The organism is Paenibacillus faecalis (assembly GCF_900289175.1).
Classification (GTDB): domain Bacteria; phylum Bacillota; class Bacilli; order Paenibacillales; family Paenibacillaceae; genus Paenibacillus_AQ; species Paenibacillus_AQ faecalis.
In genome coordinates this window covers 2,659,449-2,676,716 of sequence record NZ_LT985747.1, presented here as the reverse complement: position 1 = coordinate 2,676,716, position 17,268 = coordinate 2,659,449, and the positions used below count along the sequence as shown (strand labels likewise).

The 17,268-nt window shown below is 44.2% G+C and carries 18 protein-coding genes and 1 other annotated feature; of the genes, 16 read left to right on the top strand and 2 right to left on the bottom strand.

What is annotated here, in order from left to right:
* The first annotated feature begins 124 nt into the window (after nt 1-124).
* The 5 genes from C8268_RS12690 to C8268_RS12670 all read left to right on the top strand — a co-directional run bounded on the left by C8268_RS12690 (nt 125) and on the right by C8268_RS12670 (nt 5,841).
* Nucleotides 125-652 (top strand): redoxin domain-containing protein, encoded by a 528-nt coding sequence (locus tag C8268_RS12690; RefSeq protein WP_106768010.1) that lies wholly within the window; start codon nt 125-127, stop codon nt 650-652.
* Nucleotides 649-2,337, top strand: coding sequence for a cytochrome c biogenesis protein ResB (gene resB, locus C8268_RS12685; protein WP_106768009.1), 1,689 nt, complete (start codon nt 649-651; stop codon nt 2,335-2,337). The genes C8268_RS12690 and resB overlap by 4 nt, the downstream gene beginning before the upstream one ends.
* Nucleotides 2,334-3,587, top strand: a complete 1,254-nt coding sequence (ccsB, locus tag C8268_RS12680; protein ID WP_106768008.1) for a c-type cytochrome biogenesis protein CcsB — start codon at nt 2,334-2,336, stop codon at nt 3,585-3,587. The genes resB and ccsB overlap by 4 nt, the downstream gene beginning before the upstream one ends.
* Before the next feature lie 106 nt (nt 3,588-3,693).
* Nucleotides 3,694-4,410, top strand: coding sequence for a response regulator transcription factor (locus tag C8268_RS12675; RefSeq protein ID WP_106769938.1), 717 nt, complete (start codon nt 3,694-3,696; stop codon nt 4,408-4,410).
* The gene (locus C8268_RS12670) at nt 4,411-5,841 is read left to right on the top strand and encodes an ATP-binding protein (protein WP_106768007.1); all 1,431 of its coding nucleotides are present in this window, start codon (nt 4,411-4,413) and stop codon (nt 5,839-5,841) included.
* 156 nt (nt 5,842-5,997) lie between these two features.
* On the opposite strand, the gene serA is transcribed toward C8268_RS12670, so the two are convergent.
* Nucleotides 5,998-7,590, bottom strand: coding sequence for a phosphoglycerate dehydrogenase (gene serA / locus C8268_RS12665; protein ID WP_106768006.1), 1,593 nt, complete (start codon nt 7,588-7,590; stop codon nt 5,998-6,000).
* A gap of 165 nt (nt 7,591-7,755) precedes the next feature.
* Nucleotides 7,756-7,984: a binding site (T-box leader), on the bottom strand.
* A 238-nt stretch (nt 7,985-8,222) separates the two neighbouring features.
* Here serA and C8268_RS12660 point away from each other — a divergent pair.
* Genes C8268_RS12660 through C8268_RS12650 form a run of 3 tightly spaced genes read left to right on the top strand, consistent with a single transcriptional unit; the run spans nt 8,223 to nt 10,061 of the window.
* On the top strand, nt 8,223-8,822 hold the full coding sequence (locus C8268_RS12660) for a CPBP family intramembrane glutamic endopeptidase (RefSeq protein WP_106768005.1): 600 nt from the start codon (nt 8,223-8,225) through the stop codon (nt 8,820-8,822).
* Nucleotides 8,809-9,249 carry a hypothetical protein gene (locus C8268_RS12655; protein ID WP_106768004.1) on the top strand — a complete coding sequence of 147 codons (441 nt, stop codon included), beginning with the start codon at nt 8,809-8,811 and terminating at the stop codon, nt 9,247-9,249. Before C8268_RS12660 ends, C8268_RS12655 begins: the two co-directional genes overlap by 14 nt.
* Nucleotides 9,246-10,061 carry a metallophosphoesterase gene (locus C8268_RS12650; protein ID WP_234032788.1) on the top strand — a complete coding sequence of 272 codons (816 nt, stop codon included), beginning with the start codon at nt 9,246-9,248 and terminating at the stop codon, nt 10,059-10,061. Before C8268_RS12655 ends, C8268_RS12650 begins: the two co-directional genes overlap by 4 nt.
* A gap of 45 nt (nt 10,062-10,106) precedes the next feature.
* Here C8268_RS12650 and C8268_RS12645 read toward each other — a convergent pair whose 3' ends face one another.
* Nucleotides 10,107-11,006: a polysaccharide deacetylase family protein gene (locus tag C8268_RS12645; RefSeq protein ID WP_106769937.1), complete on the bottom strand. Its 900-nt coding sequence runs from the start codon at nt 11,004-11,006 to the stop codon at nt 10,107-10,109.
* Between the two features lie 93 nt (nt 11,007-11,099).
* Between C8268_RS12645 and C8268_RS12640 the strand changes: the two genes are divergently transcribed.
* The 8 genes from C8268_RS12640 to C8268_RS12605 all read left to right on the top strand — a co-directional run bounded on the left by C8268_RS12640 (nt 11,100) and on the right by C8268_RS12605 (nt 17,214).
* On the top strand, nt 11,100-11,480 hold the full coding sequence (locus C8268_RS12640; protein ID WP_106768002.1) for a hypothetical protein: 381 nt from the start codon (nt 11,100-11,102) through the stop codon (nt 11,478-11,480).
* Between the two features lie 194 nt (nt 11,481-11,674).
* Nucleotides 11,675-12,289, top strand: coding sequence for a genetic competence negative regulator (locus C8268_RS12635; RefSeq protein WP_106768001.1), 615 nt, complete (start codon nt 11,675-11,677; stop codon nt 12,287-12,289).
* A 61-nt stretch (nt 12,290-12,350) separates the two neighbouring features.
* On the top strand, nt 12,351-13,046 hold the full coding sequence (prsW, locus tag C8268_RS12630; RefSeq protein WP_106768000.1) for a glutamic-type intramembrane protease PrsW: 696 nt from the start codon (nt 12,351-12,353) through the stop codon (nt 13,044-13,046).
* A gap of 323 nt (nt 13,047-13,369) precedes the next feature.
* The gene (gene ypeB / locus C8268_RS12625) at nt 13,370-14,722 is read left to right on the top strand and encodes a germination protein YpeB (protein ID WP_106767999.1); all 1,353 of its coding nucleotides are present in this window, start codon (nt 13,370-13,372) and stop codon (nt 14,720-14,722) included.
* 153 nt (nt 14,723-14,875) lie between these two features.
* Nucleotides 14,876-15,529: a flagellar brake protein gene (locus C8268_RS12620; RefSeq protein ID WP_199794844.1), complete on the top strand. Its 654-nt coding sequence runs from the start codon at nt 14,876-14,878 to the stop codon at nt 15,527-15,529.
* 55 nt (nt 15,530-15,584) lie between these two features.
* Entirely contained in the window at nt 15,585-15,842 is a 258-nt protein-coding gene (locus tag C8268_RS12615; protein ID WP_234032786.1) for a hypothetical protein, read from the top strand.
* 73 nt (nt 15,843-15,915) lie between these two features.
* Nucleotides 15,916-16,617 (top strand): (d)CMP kinase, encoded by a 702-nt coding sequence (cmk, locus tag C8268_RS12610; RefSeq protein WP_106767997.1) that lies wholly within the window; start codon nt 15,916-15,918, stop codon nt 16,615-16,617.
* Between the two features lie 6 nt (nt 16,618-16,623).
* The gene (locus C8268_RS12605) at nt 16,624-17,214 is read left to right on the top strand and encodes a lysophospholipid acyltransferase family protein (protein WP_106767996.1); all 591 of its coding nucleotides are present in this window, start codon (nt 16,624-16,626) and stop codon (nt 17,212-17,214) included.
* Nucleotides 17,215-17,268: the final 54 nt, after the last annotated feature.

Sequence of the window (17,268 nt, the reverse complement as noted above, 5' to 3'; positions counted from 1 at the left end):
TATTCAAATTGGATAGCAGCATTTGTGACAAAAATCATTATAATTGTTCATAGGAAGTTCATGAGTTGTTCACACTTGCCGATAACAATATGATGAACGTCATAGAAAGGGTGCTGCTATCCAAATGGTAAAATATAGGAAAACTATTCAAATCACCATTCTGTTAGCTATTGTTGTTCTTGGTGCTTATGCTATTACAACCGTTGTTATGGGAAATGACTCCGTTCCAAAGGTTGGGGACAAGGCTCCTGACTTTCAACTGCTGGGGCTCGACGGAGAAGTACATACCTTGAAGAACTATGACGGTAAATCCAAGGTCATTAACTTCTGGGGAACGTATTGTCCTCCTTGTGTTAGAGAAATGCCGGCTCTTCAGGCTCAATGGGAGAAATGGCGAAGCAAGGGAGTCGAGGTCATCGGTGTAAATGTCGGTGAAGACAAAATGATAGTTGAAGATTTCGTCAAGCAGACCGGCGTGGAGTTTCCGATATTGATGGACCCCGAGCGGGATGCTGTTAGCGACTACAAAGTTTCCGCCATGCCGGCAACTTATTTTGTGTCGGCCAAAGGCGAAATCGTTAACATTACGATCGGAGAACTGGACTTAAGCACCCTGGATAAACAAATCGAACAGTTGGTGAATATGAAATGAGCCAGGGAATAAAGTCTTTCATTACGGATACCAAGTGCGAATGCGGACATCAAAATCCGACGGGTACCGTTTTGTGTGAAGCTTGCGGAAAGCCGTTAACCGAGGAAGCGAAAGCCCAGCCGATTCTGGAAATGCGTTATGATGGTGTGGCACGCCGTTCACAGAGGACTAACCGCGGAATCATCGATCAGATCTGGAGATTTTTTTCGTCTGTAAAAGTTGCTGTTTACCTGATCATATTAACACTCATTGGCTCCATGCTAGGAACGATTTTTCCTCAGGAGAGTTCGTTTCTGAACATCGATCCGTCTGTTTATTACAAACAGGAGTATGGAAAACTGGGACATATTTATTACTTGCTTGGCCTCTCACATACATATACGTCTTGGTGGTTTGTGCTGCTGCTTGTGATGATCGGCGCTTCTCTTGTCATTTGCAGCCTGGATCGGGTTTTGCCCCTGTATAAAGCACTGAGCCGACAGAAGATACCGAAACATATGTCATTTCTCACCCGCCAGAAAGTAACTTATCAGGCAAAAGTGTCCGAAGACGGAGCTGAGTGGGTAAATCGCGTTGTGCCTCTGATTCGAAATAAAAGATATCGTGTTCGTACAGATGGAGCAGCTTTGCTGGCTGAGAAACAGCGCTTCAGTCGCTGGGGGCCGTATGTTCTCCATATCGGACTTATTGTTTTTCTACTGGCCGTACTTGCCAGAGGACTGCCAGGAATGCATATGGACGTACACATTGGTTTTCCTGAAGGTGAAGCCAAAAGAATACCAGATACACACTTTTATTTGAAAAATGACGGTTTCACCGTGGAGTTTTACGACCAAGAAGATATGCCTAGCAAGTTCAAGGACCGTGTACTGCCTAAAGAATTTGAAACCAAGGCTATTCTTTATAAGTGTGAGGCGGACTGTGACGATCCGTCGAAAGAACCGCAGCTTAAGGAAGTTGCTCGTCACGATATTCAAGTGAACCATCCATTGAAGTATAAAGGACTCATGGCATACCAGTTTGATTATGATTTGACCCCGGCGCTTCTTTCCGTGTCCCCGGTGCTTGTCAATTCAAAGACTGGTGAAGAGTATGGACAATTCCAACTGAACATCAAGGACCCGAAGCGGGAATACAAGGTTGGTCCGTATACGCTTAAACTACAGCAAAAATATTCCGATTTTGGTTTGAACGATAAAGGGAATCCTGCCAACTTGTCATCCGAACCGAATGCGCCGGCATTTTTATTTCTCGTTCTCGGTCCTGATTTGCCGGAGGATGGAATTCAGTATTTTTACTTCCCTAAAGAAATAGACAAACAACGATTCCAACAAGATGCACTTAATATTCAATTAGCTGGAGGGAACAAGCCTTTAGATCTGGATGTAAAGAGTATGGACGATGTCGAGTTATCCGAATCTACTACGTATTTGAACATTCGTGTGGATCGAGTGATGCCCTTTATTTGGATAGGGGCTGCCATCGGCATGATAGGTCTGATCATGGGCTTTTATTTTCAACATCGCCGGATTTGGCTGCGTATCGATGACGGAGTACTGACATTGGGAGCGCATACGAACAAGAACTGGTTCGCACTGCGCCGGGAAATAGCGGCCATCCTCAAGCAAATGGACATCGAAGTGGATGAAAAGTCATTGGAAAATAACAGGGGGAGTAAGCCATGAGTTTAGTCGATTTTAGCAGTGACGCATTTATTGTATCTTTTTTACTATATTGCTTGTCGTTTACTTTTTACGGGGTAGCAGTCTTAGGAAAGCGTTTTAGAAAAAGAGACCCGGAAACTCATATACAAAAGTGGGGCAAAATTGCTTTTCGTACGGCAACCGTCGGCCTTATAGCTCACCTGCTTTATTTCGCTACTCGCTGGATCGGATCAGGTCATATTCCGGTAAGCAATATGTATGAGTTTATGACGTTCCTGTCAATGGCGATTATGGTCGCATTTCTGGTCTTGTATTTTCTATATAAAAAGACGATGCTCGGGTTGTTTGCGCTGCCGCTTGTTATCCTGATTATGGCTTATGCCGCCGTATTTCCGCAGGAAGTACAACCACTCATCCCTTCACTGCAAACATACTGGCTCGGCATTCATGTTACACTCGCAGCGCTGGGGGATGCTTTTTTTGCGGTAGGTTTTGTGGCCGGTTTGATGTATTTGCTTAGAACGGTCAATTTTAACGAAAAGGACAAGTACTCTCGCAGAGAGCAGGTTTGGCTTGAACTGTGCATGTTCACGATTGTCATCCTGATTGGCTTTATCGTGTCGGTGTTCAGCTTCCGGGCCGCAGGCTATCATGCCGAGTTTAATCAGACAAATATTGACCCTGAGACAGAAACTAGTACAATAGTAAGGGTGGATTATGAAATGCCGCCACTGGTCGCGCCTCATAATAGCGAGACGATCAGCATGCAACCGTTTTTAGGATTAAAGTCCCCTTTGGTTGAGGCGCCATCCTGGATGAACGGTGTTAATGCGGGGCGTAAGCTGAATACTGTAGTGTGGTCGGTCATTAGTGGTGCTATTCTGTACGGATTACTAAGGCTTCTCATTCGCAAGCCTGTGGCACAAGTGATTCAGCCGGTATTGTCCAGGCTCGATCCTGATGACTTGGACGAAATCAGCTATCGTTCTATCGCTATCGGTTTTCCGATCTTTACCCTTGGGGCTCTTATATTTGCAATGATTTGGGCACATATCGCCTGGGGACGTTTCTGGGGGTGGGACCCGAAAGAAGTCTGGGCTTTGATTACCTGGCTCTTTTACAGTGCATATTTGCACCTGCGTCTCTCAAGAGGTTGGCATGGCAAGAAATCTTCATGGCTTACCGTTATCGGCTTTATTATTGTTATGTTTACGCTGGTTGGCGTCAATTTAATTATTGCAGGACTCCATTCCTATGCCGGAACGGATTAATATGTTAATGTAATACAGATTGTTATAAAAATTCAGGAGGGTCCTCGGTTTAAGAGCAGGAGGACCGTTCTGAATTTTCCCTAAGATGATGAAGGAGTTGTTACTGATGACAGAGCATGGAAATCGTATCTTGGTGGTAGATGATGAAGAACGCATTAGGCGATTGCTTAAAATGTATCTTGAGAAGGAAGGCTATGAAATCGATGAAGCTGAGGACGGTGAAACAGCTTTACGGAAGGCGACCAATCAAGATTACGGTCTTATTTTACTCGATGTCATGCTGCCCGGCATAGACGGCGTTGAGGTATGTTCTCGTCTACGACAAGTTAAATCCACCCCGATTTTGATGCTGACGGCAAAAGGTGAAGAAATTAACCGTGTGCAAGGTTTTGAAGTGGGAGCTGACGATTATGTTGTCAAGCCATTCAGCCCGCGCGAGGTTATTTACCGGGTGAAAGCGATTTTGCGCCGCTCTTCCGCGACAGCTTATTTGTCAAAAGAAACAAACCCAAGCAACAGCATCGTGTTCCCACATCTTGTTATTGAGCATGACGCTCATCGGGTGACTGCCGGTGGACAGGAAATCAGTCTCACGCCGAAAGAATATGAGTTATTACATTACTTGGCGTCATCACCAGACAAGGTGTTCTCCCGCGAAGAGCTGCTGAAGGATGTTTGGAACTATGAATTTTTCGGAGATCTCCGTACCGTGGATACTCACGTTAAGCGTCTGCGCGAGAAGCTTAATAAAGTATCGGCTGAAGCAGCAGCCATGATTACGACAGTATGGGGTGTAGGCTATAAATTGGAGGTTCCTAAATAAGTGGTTTTCTGGAAATCGCTCGTCGGCAAGCTGTGGATTACGATCACATGCTTAGTTGCCTTTGTAATGCTGACACTTGGGTTGTTTCTGCTGCCTTATATTGATACTGTATTTTCGAATTCCGGAGATATTAAAAGATTGTTTACTTATGCGTCGATTATCGGTTTTTCGATGACGACCTTCTTTGGGTTGTTCCTTCTCACAAAAATCACACAGCCGATGCAGAAGCTGATTCAGGCAGCCAATGCGATTCGTAAAGGAAAGTATGATACTCGGCTGAACCTTGTCACCAGTGATGAGATTGGCGAATTGGCCAACACTTTTAATCACATGGCCGCTGAACTGGAAACAACGATTCGGAGTTTGAACCATGAAAAGGAGCATTTGGCCAGTGTGTTGCGCAGTATGAGCGATGCGGTGATTACGTTTGATCATAACGGGGATGTTGTTTTGGTCAATCCGCCGGGTCAGGAAATTATGAGAAACTGGCAGGGGCTTCAGTGGGATGAAGATCTGGAAGGAGGCGGTTGGGCAGCCGAAGTTATGCCGGAACCGCTTATTGCCTTGTTTCATAAAACGATGCAAGAAGGAAAGGATCAGAGTACTCACCTGCATGTAAAGCAGGGGGTTTGGGAAGCGCACATGGCTCCGCTTTGTACGGATGATATGATTCGCGGGACCGTTGTCGTTCTGCGTAATATTACGGAGCAGGTGAAGCTGGAGAAGATGAGAACCGACTTTATCGCGAATGTTTCTCATGAGATTCGTACTCCGTTGTCTATGATGCAGGGATACAGTGAAGCGCTGCTTGACGGGATGGCTGCCTCTCCAGAGGAAAGTGAAGAATTGATTCGGGTTATCCATGAAGAGTCACTTCGAATGGGAAGGCTGGTTAAAGACCTGCTGGATTTGACGAGGATGGAGGCGGGACATTCAGAACTGGTGTGCCGGCCAATGGATGCTGGTGAGCTGGTTGAACGAGTATACCGAAAGTTCTCGGTGCGCGCCAAGGAGCAAAATATCGATTTGCGTTTGGATAAATTAAGCAACAATTTATTGCTGGAGTCTGCGGACGAAGACAAGCTGGAGCAAGTATTGACCAATCTGCTGGATAATGCGTTCCGTCACACGCCTGAAGGAAAAATGATCGTTATTACAACAGACCGGGTTCATCTGCAGTCTGGTACAGCACTTAAAATTGTCGTTACTGATCAGGGAGCAGGAATTCCTCCGGAAGATGTTCCATTTGTGTTTGACCGATTCTACAAGGCGGATAAAGCCCGCGTACGGGGAGAATCGATCGGTACCGGGATTGGGCTAGCCATCGTCAAGAATATTGTGGAATCACATAAAGGCTCGATCTCTGTGAACAGCGTCGTTGGAGAGGGGACGGAATTTACGATCCTAATTCCGGCGGAATCGGTAAAATAACAGCATATAGTTACAAAAAGCAAAAAAACACGCTCGATTACGAGGGTGTTTTTTGTTGAACGATAAACATTAATCTTGTTCTTCGTGGAACAAAGATAAAGCCCCTGCAGCAGGAAGCAAGATGGTTGATACCTGCGGCGGGGGCTTGGTATTTTATTAAGGAAGAATAATTTCTTGTGCAGTATTCAGATCGTTAAGTCCTGTCAATTTAACAAGAACATCTTTCGGCACATCTTTATCAACTGTAAGGATCATAATTGCTTCTCCGCCGATGACTTTACGGCCAACCTGCATGGAGGCGATGTTGATATTGTTTTCACCAAGTATCGTACCCACTCGTCCGATCATCCCAGGTGTATCATTGTGGGAGATCAAAATTTGATGACCTTCTGGGGCTATGTCAATTGGGAATTTATCAAGACGAACGATACGCTCCCCATAGCCGTGCAGCAGCGTGCCGGCAACCAGACGCTCGCCCCCATTTTGCGTTTTCAACGTAACGGTCACCAGGTTAGTGAAGCCTTTGGTTTTTGGTGTCTGAGACACCACTACATGCAGATCACGGCTTTTGGCAAGGTGCATGGCGTTTACGATGTTCACTTCATTCCCGAGATGGCGCTCAAGTATGCCTTTTACGATATAACGGGTTAAGGCCTGATTATCCACCTCAGCAAGATCGCCGGCATAATCGATATGAATTTCACTAACTGCATGTGCAGTCGTCTGGGCAGCAAAACTACCAAGTTTTTCGCCAAGAGGAAAGTAAGGTTGCAGCTTGTTCATCACACTTGGCGCTACAAGAGGGAAGTTCACCGCATTTTTAAACGGTTCGTTCCGCAAAATATGGAGCACCTGCTCGGATACGTCAATAGCTACGTTTTCTTGAGCTTCAACAGTAGAAGCGCCCAAATGAGGCGTAACGATCACTTTAGGATGCTTCAGGAACGGATGATCCGCTTGTGGCGGCTCTTGTTCGAACACATCAAAGGCCGCGCCGGCTACGATGCCTTCATCAATCGCTTCGATAAGCGCCAGTTCATCAATGATACCTCCGCGAGCACAGTTGACGATACGCATGCCCGGCTTCATGACTTCAAACTGTGGTCTTGCAATCAAATGTCTGGTTTCAGGAGTAAGCGGGGTATGAACCGTAATGAAATCCGCATTGCGAATGATGGTGTCAACAGACGCCAGCTTTACCTCCAATTTGTCAGCGCGCTCCTCCGTTAAAAACGGATCAAAAGCCAGAATTTTCATACCGAAAGCTTTAGCACGCTTGGCAACCTCACTGCCGATCCGTCCCATACCCATGACACCGAGGGTCTTGTTGCGCAGCTCTACTCCCAGGAAGGATTTGCGATCCCATGTACCGGTTACTGTTTTGGCGTAGGCTTGAGGGATGTGACGTGCCAATGCAATCATCATCGCGAAAGTGTGCTCTGCCGTAGTGATCGTGTTGCCGTCGGGGGCGTTGATGACTACAATCCCTCGTTTGGTAGCAGCCTTCAAATCGATATTATCGACACCCACACCGGCACGGCCGACTACTTTAAGATTAGAGGCTGCATTCATAATACGTTCGGTAACCCGGGTCTGGCTTCTGACAAGAAGTGCATCATACTCACCAATGATGGCAGTAAGCTCGTCTTCGGTGAGCCCTGTCTTTTTGTCTACCTGCACATCTGGCGCATCCATTAGCTGCTGAATTCCCAAGTCGCTAATCGGATCGGATACTAATACCTTAAACATTGTTTCTCTTCCTCCTCGGTACTTACTTATATTTGTGATGTTCTGATAAATATGATAAGGAGTACGTTAAGTACGCATTCCCTTATACCTAGGTTTGTCAACGCGGTAATGTAACAAAGAAAAAAGTATATAAAAAAACTCCCAATCCGCATACTACTTCCCGTAGTAAGGGACGAGAGTTATTCGTGGTACCACCCTTATTCACTGCCAATCAGTGGCAGCCTCAAACGGTCTTAACAAGACCATGATTGTTAACGGAGATCATCCGATTACGCCTACTGAAATTCAGCGAAATATCTCAGGAGCGCTCAAGATCACTACACGCTACCGATTTGCACCGACCATCGGCTCTCTGAATACGTATAAAGTGTCTTTTTTCCATCATCGTTTTTAACATGATTAATTTTTTCATAATGTATCATGCGTCTTGAAATGTGTCAATAGGCATTTGGAGGTGTGGCGAAAGGTAGGATAAGTGCATGTGAAACGCTTAAGCCTTGTAATACGGGCGTTTTATTTGCTATGATGCTTATGCCAACTTATTTTATTATAGTCTTGTAAAAAGTATTTTTTCGACATTGGAATGCACGGATTTACCAATTTCATACAACAATTAATATAGGCAGGCTATCATGAAAAAATTTAAAATTAAAATTAAAAAAATTGAACCACATCAGTTAACCGAGCGTCTTTTACTTATTAATCTATATTTAACACAGGGGTTAACTTTGTTCGTCGGGTTGATCTGGATCTTGTTTCAGCATCGGAATCCATTTAAACTGCTGGTGTTGCCTTCAAACGGTCAGTTTGCTTTATGGGGAATAGGGCTGGCATCGATCATGCTAGTCATTAACTTGATCCTGTCCAGAGTTGTTCCGGAAGGGAACATGGACGACGGCGGCATTAACGAAATGTTGTTTCGCAAAAGACCCGTGTGGCATATCGTAATCATTGCTCTTGTTGCTTCTGTCTGTGAAGAACTTCTGTTCCGCGGAGCGATCCAGCACGCCTTGGGCCCTTATTGGACCAGTATTTTGTTTGCACTTATTCATGTGCGTTATTTGAACCATTGGATTCCGACGGGATGGGTGTTTTTAAGCAGTTATGGACTGGGGTACATTTATATGGAGTCAGGCACGCTTTGGGCCCCGATTCTTTGTCATTTTGTCATTGATTTGATTTCAGGAATGGTGATTCGTTTTCGGAGGAAGGAAGATCATGAACGAGCTTAGCAGAATGGAACGACATCAGAGCCGACATAAAGGCCGGAAAAAAAATAAAAAAGCTGCTTCTGGACACACAGCAAAACGTTCACAGAATCAAAAAGAATTTAAAAGGAAGCCGGAGTCATCCAGTCATGATGAAGTTATCATTTCAAGGTCACGGCGTAGATCGAAATCGGATGGAACACAAACTTCCTATGCTGCGACCAGAAGTGGGAAAACGGGTGAGCTTAGCAGAACAAAGTCAGCCAGGATGACAAATCATGAAGTTCTTGAGGAAGAATCTGCACCTTCGAGAACGAAGACATACCCTTCACATCGGGTTAGAATGAGCAAATGGTTTGTCAATACCTTAATCGTACTTTTTATCCTGTTGATGGCCGGTCTGCTCTTCTGGGGACTTATCGGTGCACCGCCGCTGGAGGAAATATTTTGATTGGTTGGTTAAGTATAATTGCCGGAGCTGCGGCCCTTGGTATGCTGGGCTGGATGACAATGGAAGCAGTTGGTTACAGGGTTTGTGAGGATTCCATCGAATCAGATAAACTGCCCGCTTCATTTCAAAACTATCGTATATTGTTTATGTCTGATATTCACCGCCGCAAGCTTTCCGAGCGGAAGCTTCAGAAACTGAATCTAATGCCTGACTGTATATTATTGGGCGGGGATATAACAGAGAGGGGAGTGCCGTGGAGCAGGGTCCGTCATAATCTGGAATTGCTGCGCCGGATTGCTCCCGTATATGGAGTTCTTGGCAATCATGATTTAGCAGCTGGGAAACAGCACCTTGAAGAGTTGTTCAAGACTGCCGGAGCAAGCTTATTAAAAGACAAGACCCTTATGCTCGAAAAAGATGGTGATTGTATTGCGTTAAGCGGCATGATGCAACCTGCTACACGTAAACACTTTTACAGCCGGTTTAAAGGCCAACTTCAACAAGGTCAGTATCATATCATACTGGTCCATGATCCGATTTGGATTGAGGAACATGACGATATTGCCGCGGATTTGATCTTAACGGGACATACTCACGGCGGGCAAATTATTCTTCCGCTGTTGGGAGCTGTGCGTTTGGAAGGTTTTTATAAAGAATATGGTGCGGGCTGGTTCAGTCTTGCTCATAAAGCTTCTCGATATTATTCGGATATGCGGCTTTTGATTAGCCGCGGATTTGGCACTTCTCACATTCCTTTACGTTTAGGCTGCCCATCTGAGTTTCATCTTATTTCACTGAAAAAAAAGCTTTGATCCTGCCTTTGTTTCCAAAGTTGAGGCTGGAGCAAAGCTTTTTTGTTATCTCATTTTTAGTTCAATATTGCGCGGATCAACGAAGCTGTAGCCCTTGTTCTTCAGCTTGGTTAGAAGAGTGTCCAGCGCTTCTACCGTCCAAGGAAGCTCATGCATAAGAATGTTGCTTCCGGGATGAAGCTGATCCATCACATTTTTAATGATAGCATCAGGGTTGTTTTTGCTTTTGGCATCCCAATCCAAAGAGCCGTTGGACCAGGTCATGAAGAGCATATTGTTGTCTTTGGCTATTTGCTTTACATCATCATCACCGGAGCCGAATGGCGGACGGAAAAATTTAGGTTTTTCCCCGATTGTTTTCATAACGATCTGCTGCACATCTTCGATCTGCTTCTTTGCTTCCTGATAGCTTTGATTGCTTAGATCAATATGGTCCCAGCTATGATTGCCAATAATTTGGCCGCGGTCATGAATAAGTTGTAACAATTCCGGATTTTGCTTTACACGGTATCCATTTACGAAAAAAATAGCTTTTGCATGATGTTTATCCAGCGTATCAATGAGATCGTTGATCATCTCTTTATCTTTAGGTCCGTCATCGAATGTTAACAGAACGACTTTTTCCTCGGTTTTTTCATCATTTGGTACGATGTCATACACTTTGTTCATGTGATATTCCGGTTTTTTTGCGGATTGATCTTCGGTTTTAGTCTGATGCTTATCGTCTTGTATATCATTCTTGCTTGTTGTATCTTTTGACAGCCTGTCTTGCTCAGGCTCTTGAGTTTGCATCTGTTTCTCTTCTTCCCTCTGAACAGTAATACCTTGGTTTTGTCCTGTCTCGTTATTCGCCGTCGAGCCTGAATGTTGAGTCTGTTCTGGTTGTCCGCATGCGCCAAGAAAAAAGCTGGCTGTAAGAAGCAGTACTGCTATTTTTTTAACCATCATTCCATCTCACTTTCCTGTATTTATGCCGCATGAGTTTTTATGAATTCGTGAACACTAGTTATGAGTTTATCATAGAAGGAGGTAATATTTGTGAGAGCTAGGTCGTTTTTTTACGGTGCCATCGTCGGTGCCGCTGTGTATGGTATGATATCCCGTCAACAGGGAATGTCTATTGCTTCACTAATGAAGGGAATGAATCTTGGCAATTTGGCTGGAAACTCTAAAGATAAATTGAAAAATATTTCTAACTCAATCCAAGGCAATGGAAGCCAAGAAAGCGTGCGTCCCAGTTCAAGCGGACATGATTCATCCAGTCATTCCTCGACAAATCAGCATGGGGTACAGGCATCGACTAATTCGAAGGCAGCCAATCTGAAGCAAATAAAAGACTTCATTCGCAGTAATCCTGACATTAAACAGGAAGTCGAACAGATCTTAAAAGATACTCATACGGCTATACCGGGTTTGTAAACATCATGAATGAATTCGAATCATTTCGTGGAGTGAGTATATCCTCTGAAATGATTCTTTTTTTTAAGTACATATTTGCGTGCATTTGTGGGTATTAAATGATAAAATCATTGTATAAAACCATTTTTAGCACGTCATCATCCAAAAATCATAAGAATGTTATAACTTTTGTTTCACTAGAGGAGGATCCTGTCATGAAAATAGAACGCTTAAGTCAAGATAAGATACGGATTTTCCTCACGTTTGATGATCTGAGCGAACGTGGGATCCAGAAGGAAGAATTGTGGCAGGAAATACCGAAAGTATATGACCTGTTTACAGAAATGATGGAGCAGGCCTACAGTGAGCTCGGATTCGATGCCACAGGTCCATTAGCCGTTGAAGTATTTGCTTTACCGGCACAGGGCATGGTGGTAATTGTAACGAGAGGAAAGTACGATCAACATTTCAGTGGTTTGTCAGAAGATGAGATGCCTGATGAAATTTACGAAATGGAAGTTACTTTGGAACAAAACGGCAGTATTGTGTATGTTTTCAACGATTTCGAAGTGCTTATAGAAGCTGCTCATATGTTGAACCATTTGGTCAACGGGGCTGGTACGCTATATCACTATTTGGATAAATGGTTTTTGTCGATAGATCCTCAGCAGCAGCATCATGAGAAACTGGATGCCATTATTGCTTTGCTGGCGGAATTCGGAGATTCATCCCAGGTAACAGATGCTTTGTTGGAGGAATACGGCAAGAAAGTTATGCCGCAGCAAGCGGTAGAAACGATCTGCAGTCATTTTTCACGCAGCAAATTATGAAATTGTGGGCATGCGAGGGCGGCCGAATCTACAGGCCCGCAACTAACTAAGGGGGATTTCGTTGCTGGTATTCTCGATCATAGCGTCTGCTTTGGCGCCGGGTCTCGCTCTGCTCACCTTTTTTTATTTAAAAGACAGGTATGATCAGGAACCGCTGCATATCGTCATTAAGATGTTTATGCTTGGCGTCCTAATCGTCGTTCCCGTGATGATTTTGCAGCGGGGAATAATAATATGGTTTGGCGATCACCCGATTGTAAACTCGCTGATCACTTCAGCGGGTGTGGAAGAGTTGTTTAAATGGTTTGTTTTGTATCATCTTATTTTGAACCATACCGAATTTGACGAACCGTATGATGGCATTCTTTATGCAGTAGCTATCGCTTTAGGTTTTGCTACAGTGGAAAATATCATGTATGCGTGGTATAGCCAGGCTGCATTCGGACCGATGATGATCCGTGCGCTGCTTCCTGTTTCAGGACATGCCATGTTCGGCGTCATTATGGGATACTATATAGGAAAAGCTAAGTTTTCGGGTGGAAAATCAAACCGTTTTTTCCTGCTCCTATCCTTCTTGCTGCCTTGGGTGTATCATGGAATTTATGATTTAATCCTTAGCATGCTAACTCATACTTGGTTATGGTTCATCATTCCATTGATGTTTTTCTTATGGTGTGGAGGCATGGGGAAAATATCACGGGCCAACAACCGATCACCTTTCCGCATCATGAAGCGGGATGAAGAGGTTAAAACGTGACAATAAAGGGCACACTTTGTCGTATGACCTTTTGGCTGCTTGCCGAAGGAAATGTACGATGGAGGTGCTTTTTTTGTGCGTGTTAAAGTGAAAATCCATTGCAAAGAATGTGGTGAGAGATTTGTGCTGCGGGGCAGAAAAGAACATGGACGGATCGAAACAGGATTTAAACAGTGTTTGTGCAACAATCGGAACCGGTTTGATATTGAGGAAGAGGAAATTTTCTAAATTCGAATCACACGGGTTTCATAAATAATGCATAAGACTTCTTTCTTCTAGTCAAACTAACGGCAGTGAATAGAAGAAAGGAGACTTTAGCCAATATGTACAAAAATATAAGTGCCGTACTGTTCCCTGTGGTTACGATCCTGCTGATCGGCTCACTGGTGTGGGGAAATCAGGTTAAGGAGGAACGTGACGCTATTGCAGTCAATGCGGAGAACCAATATCAGCGGGCTTTCCATGACCTTTCCTTTCATGTGGATCGCATTCATACAGAGCTTGGTAACACACTGGCGGTTAACTCTACGTCCCAGGGAATGCAGCGCAAGGGACTGATGAACGTATGGCGCCTGACCAGTGAGGCTCAGAGCGATGTTAACCAGCTTCCTCTTGCGATGCTTCCATTCGACAAGACAGAGGAGTTTCTTACCCGGATTTCCAATTTTTCTTTCAAAGCAGGCGTTCGTGATTTGACAAAAGAACCGCTTAGTGAGAAAGAGCTGCAGACATTAAAGACGCTTTATAAAAACTCCGGTGAAATTGCAAAGGATCTTCAAACCGTACAAAATTCGGTCATTGCAAATAATTTGCGATGGTTGGACGTGGATACGGCTTTGGCTAAACAAAATGCACAAGCAGATAGTACGATTGTTGATGGCTTTAAAACAGTTAACAAAAAGGTAGAGGAATACCCTGAACTGGACTGGGGGCCTTCTGTCTCCAGCATGTATCAGCAGCGTTCGGTGAATATGCTTTCTGGAGTACCAATGACCAAAGAAGATATTACCCGTAAAGCGCTTAAATTCGCGGATGCAGGCAACAATGCGAACTGTCAGATCACAGAAAACGGAAAGGGAACAGATTGGGAGTCATATACCGCTAAGGTACAAGCTCCTGAGGGCAAGACCATAAGTATGGATTTCACACGTAAAGGTGGTCTGCTTACTTCCTATTCCGACGAACGTCAGGTCGGAGCTAAAAAAGTTCCAGTCGATGAAGCCTTGAATAAAGCGGGACAATTTCTTGAGAATAAAGGGTATCGCAATATGAAAGCAGTCTCTGCTGACCCTTTCGATAACCTCGTTAACTTTTCTTTTGTCCGTGAACAGGATGGAGTGCTTATATATCCGGAAAAAATAACGGTCAGATCTGCATTGGATAACGGTGAGGTAATCGGTTTTCAGGCGAGTGATTTTGTATACGAGCATAAAGATAATCGAGAAATACCGAAGCCCAAAATCAGCCTAGATGAAGCAAGAAAGCAGTTGAATAAGGATTTTGAAGAAGTTTATAACCGCAAAGCAATTATTAAGAACGATCAGGCTGAAGATGTTCTTTGTTATGAGATCGGCGGGAAAATAAACGGATCACAGTATCGATTGTATATCAACGCGGATACCGGTTTGGAAGAAAGTGTTGAAGTTCTGAAGGATGCTCAGGCGGGCATTAGTTAATATCTGAAACCGTTCCTTTTCATATGGTGGCTTTTTAATCCTCCATATTTACAAAAGGACGGTTTCTTTTATATACAAAATAATTCCACTTCACCTACTATTGTACATGTTATAATACATTTGTTGATATTATCCAGGTAGAAGGTGAAAGGTTTGTATCCAAAAGTGAATGAAGTGTTGTACATTCAGATTGATACCGGGGACGAAAAAGAAGCGAATCATGTTTATAAATCAAGAATATGTGAAATTCATGATGACTTTTTTTATATAGAAGTCCCAATTCAGGAGGGAACGGGCCGATTAAAAAAGTTGTATATGGGCGATGAGTTGTCCGCCTATTTCCTTACTGAAGGCGGAGTGAAAAACTTTTTTAATTCCTATGTTTTAGGCTTTCATGAAGATGTTATACGCATGGTGCGAATCCGCAAACCTGATCTGGAAGAGATTACAAAAGTACAAAGAAGAAACTTCCTCCGGGTTCAAACAGAGCTTGAGATCGCAGTGAAGCATACGAACGGCAGTCGTTTTGTGTCTAAAACAGAGGACGTAAGCGGTGGGGGTGTTTCTTTCTATGCCGAATCCGATCAAAAGCCGGAAGAGGGCGATATCCTATCATGCTGGCTGCTTCTCCCTTATAAAAACGGTACGCTGGAACATGTTCCTTTTGAAAGCGAAGTGATCCGAGTAAAGGATCTTTCAAATAACAAAAGTCTGGTTATGCTCAAGTTTATCAGCATTTTGGATATGGAACGGCAGAAAGTGATACGATATTGTTTTGAGAGGCAGATTGAATCTAGAAATCGTTAGAATAAAATACCTTCACCAGCGGCACGCTAACAAAAAAGTGTAGGTGGTGCCGTATATGACGATTCCTGACGATAAGCACTCCAGGGCTCACCAGCGTTGGTTTGATTATGCCGAAATTTTGGGCAATCTGTTGCTTAAAAGCATCCCTTGGGTGGCGATGATGCTCCTGATCTTCCAGCTGCTTCTGCGGATTGACTCGGTTAGACCTTTTCTATCACCTGTATATCGCATGGAAGGAGTTCCGATTGAAGCTCCGAATGTAAAGGATTGGATGGACGAAAAAAAGCCTTCTTTTTTGCATCACTCTAGTTAGTGTGGTATAATTTTCACGTCGCAGGCAATGCCTGCTTTTTTCTTGAGGCTCATGTTTGAGGAGGAATGCCCCATTGAACAAGCAGGGTACTACAGGTCGAATTGACAGAATTAATATTGCCATTGATGGACCTGCAGGGGCAGGCAAAAGCACAATTGCTCGAATGGTGGCAAACAAGCTTCAGTATATATACGTTGACACTGGAGCGATGTACCGGGCAGTAACGTGGTTGATGCTGAAAGAAGGAATTTCAGCAGATAATGACGAAAAAGTGCTTCAAATGTCACAACAAATGGTAATTGAATTAAAACCGCATGAAAACGGACAAATGGTCTTGCTGAACGGTGAGGATATAACCCCATATATCCGATCTCACGAGGTCAGTTCGGCAGTGTCCCGATATGCACAAATCGAAGGCTTGCGGACTTACTTGGTAAACCTTCAAAGACAGATGGCCATGCATAAAGGCGTTGTCATGGATGGTCGGGATATCGGAACGACGGTTTTACCAGATGCCGAGGTTAAAATTTTCTTGACGGCAAGTGTCAAGGAGCGTGCTCTCCGCCGGTATAAACAATTGGGTGAAGCGGAAGGAGTATCTCTTGAACAGCTTGAAATGGATATCGCTAGGCGCGATAGCCTTGACGAGAAGCGCGAGGTGTCGCCGCTGCGTCGTGCAGAGGATGCTATTGAACTGGACACGACACAAATGACCATTCAACAGGTTGTTGATACGATACTTTCTTACTGTATATCTCGAATGGATGGAGAGTAATATGATATGATCTATAAGTTTTGTAGAGCGGTGCTTCGCGGCTTGTTCGCTGTTTTATACCGGTTTGAATCGGTTGGTGTACATAACATACCTGCCGAGGGCGGAGTGCTGATATGTGCGAATCATACCAGCTATATGGACCCGATATCGGTAGGTATTCATGTAAAGAGGCAGGTCAAATTTATGGCCAAGGCGGAGCTGTTTCAAGTTCCGGTGCTTGGCTCGTTAATTAGACAGCTTGGAGCCTATCCGGTGAAACGGGGCGGTGTGAGCAAAGACTCGATCAAGACATCACTCAAGATTCTTCGCGGCGGTGAAGTAATGGGGATATTTCCAGAAGGTACGCGCAATTCCGATTCGGAAGCAGCTAAACGTGGTGCTGCAAGCTTTGCATTACGCAGCGGCGCTACAGTGATACCCGCAGCCATTGTAGGGGATTACAAACTTTTTGGAAAGACAAAGATCATTTACGGGGCACCTTTAGATCTTTCTGCTTTCAAGGATGACAAGTCGCCCGAGGCTTTGGACAAAGTCACTTCCCTTATTATGCAGCGTATTCATGAAATGCGAACAACGGGGAAGCCCACCGTGAATTGATGTTTTTTACAGCTATGTATAAAATGCATGAGCAAGATGGAAAGCTATTACAGC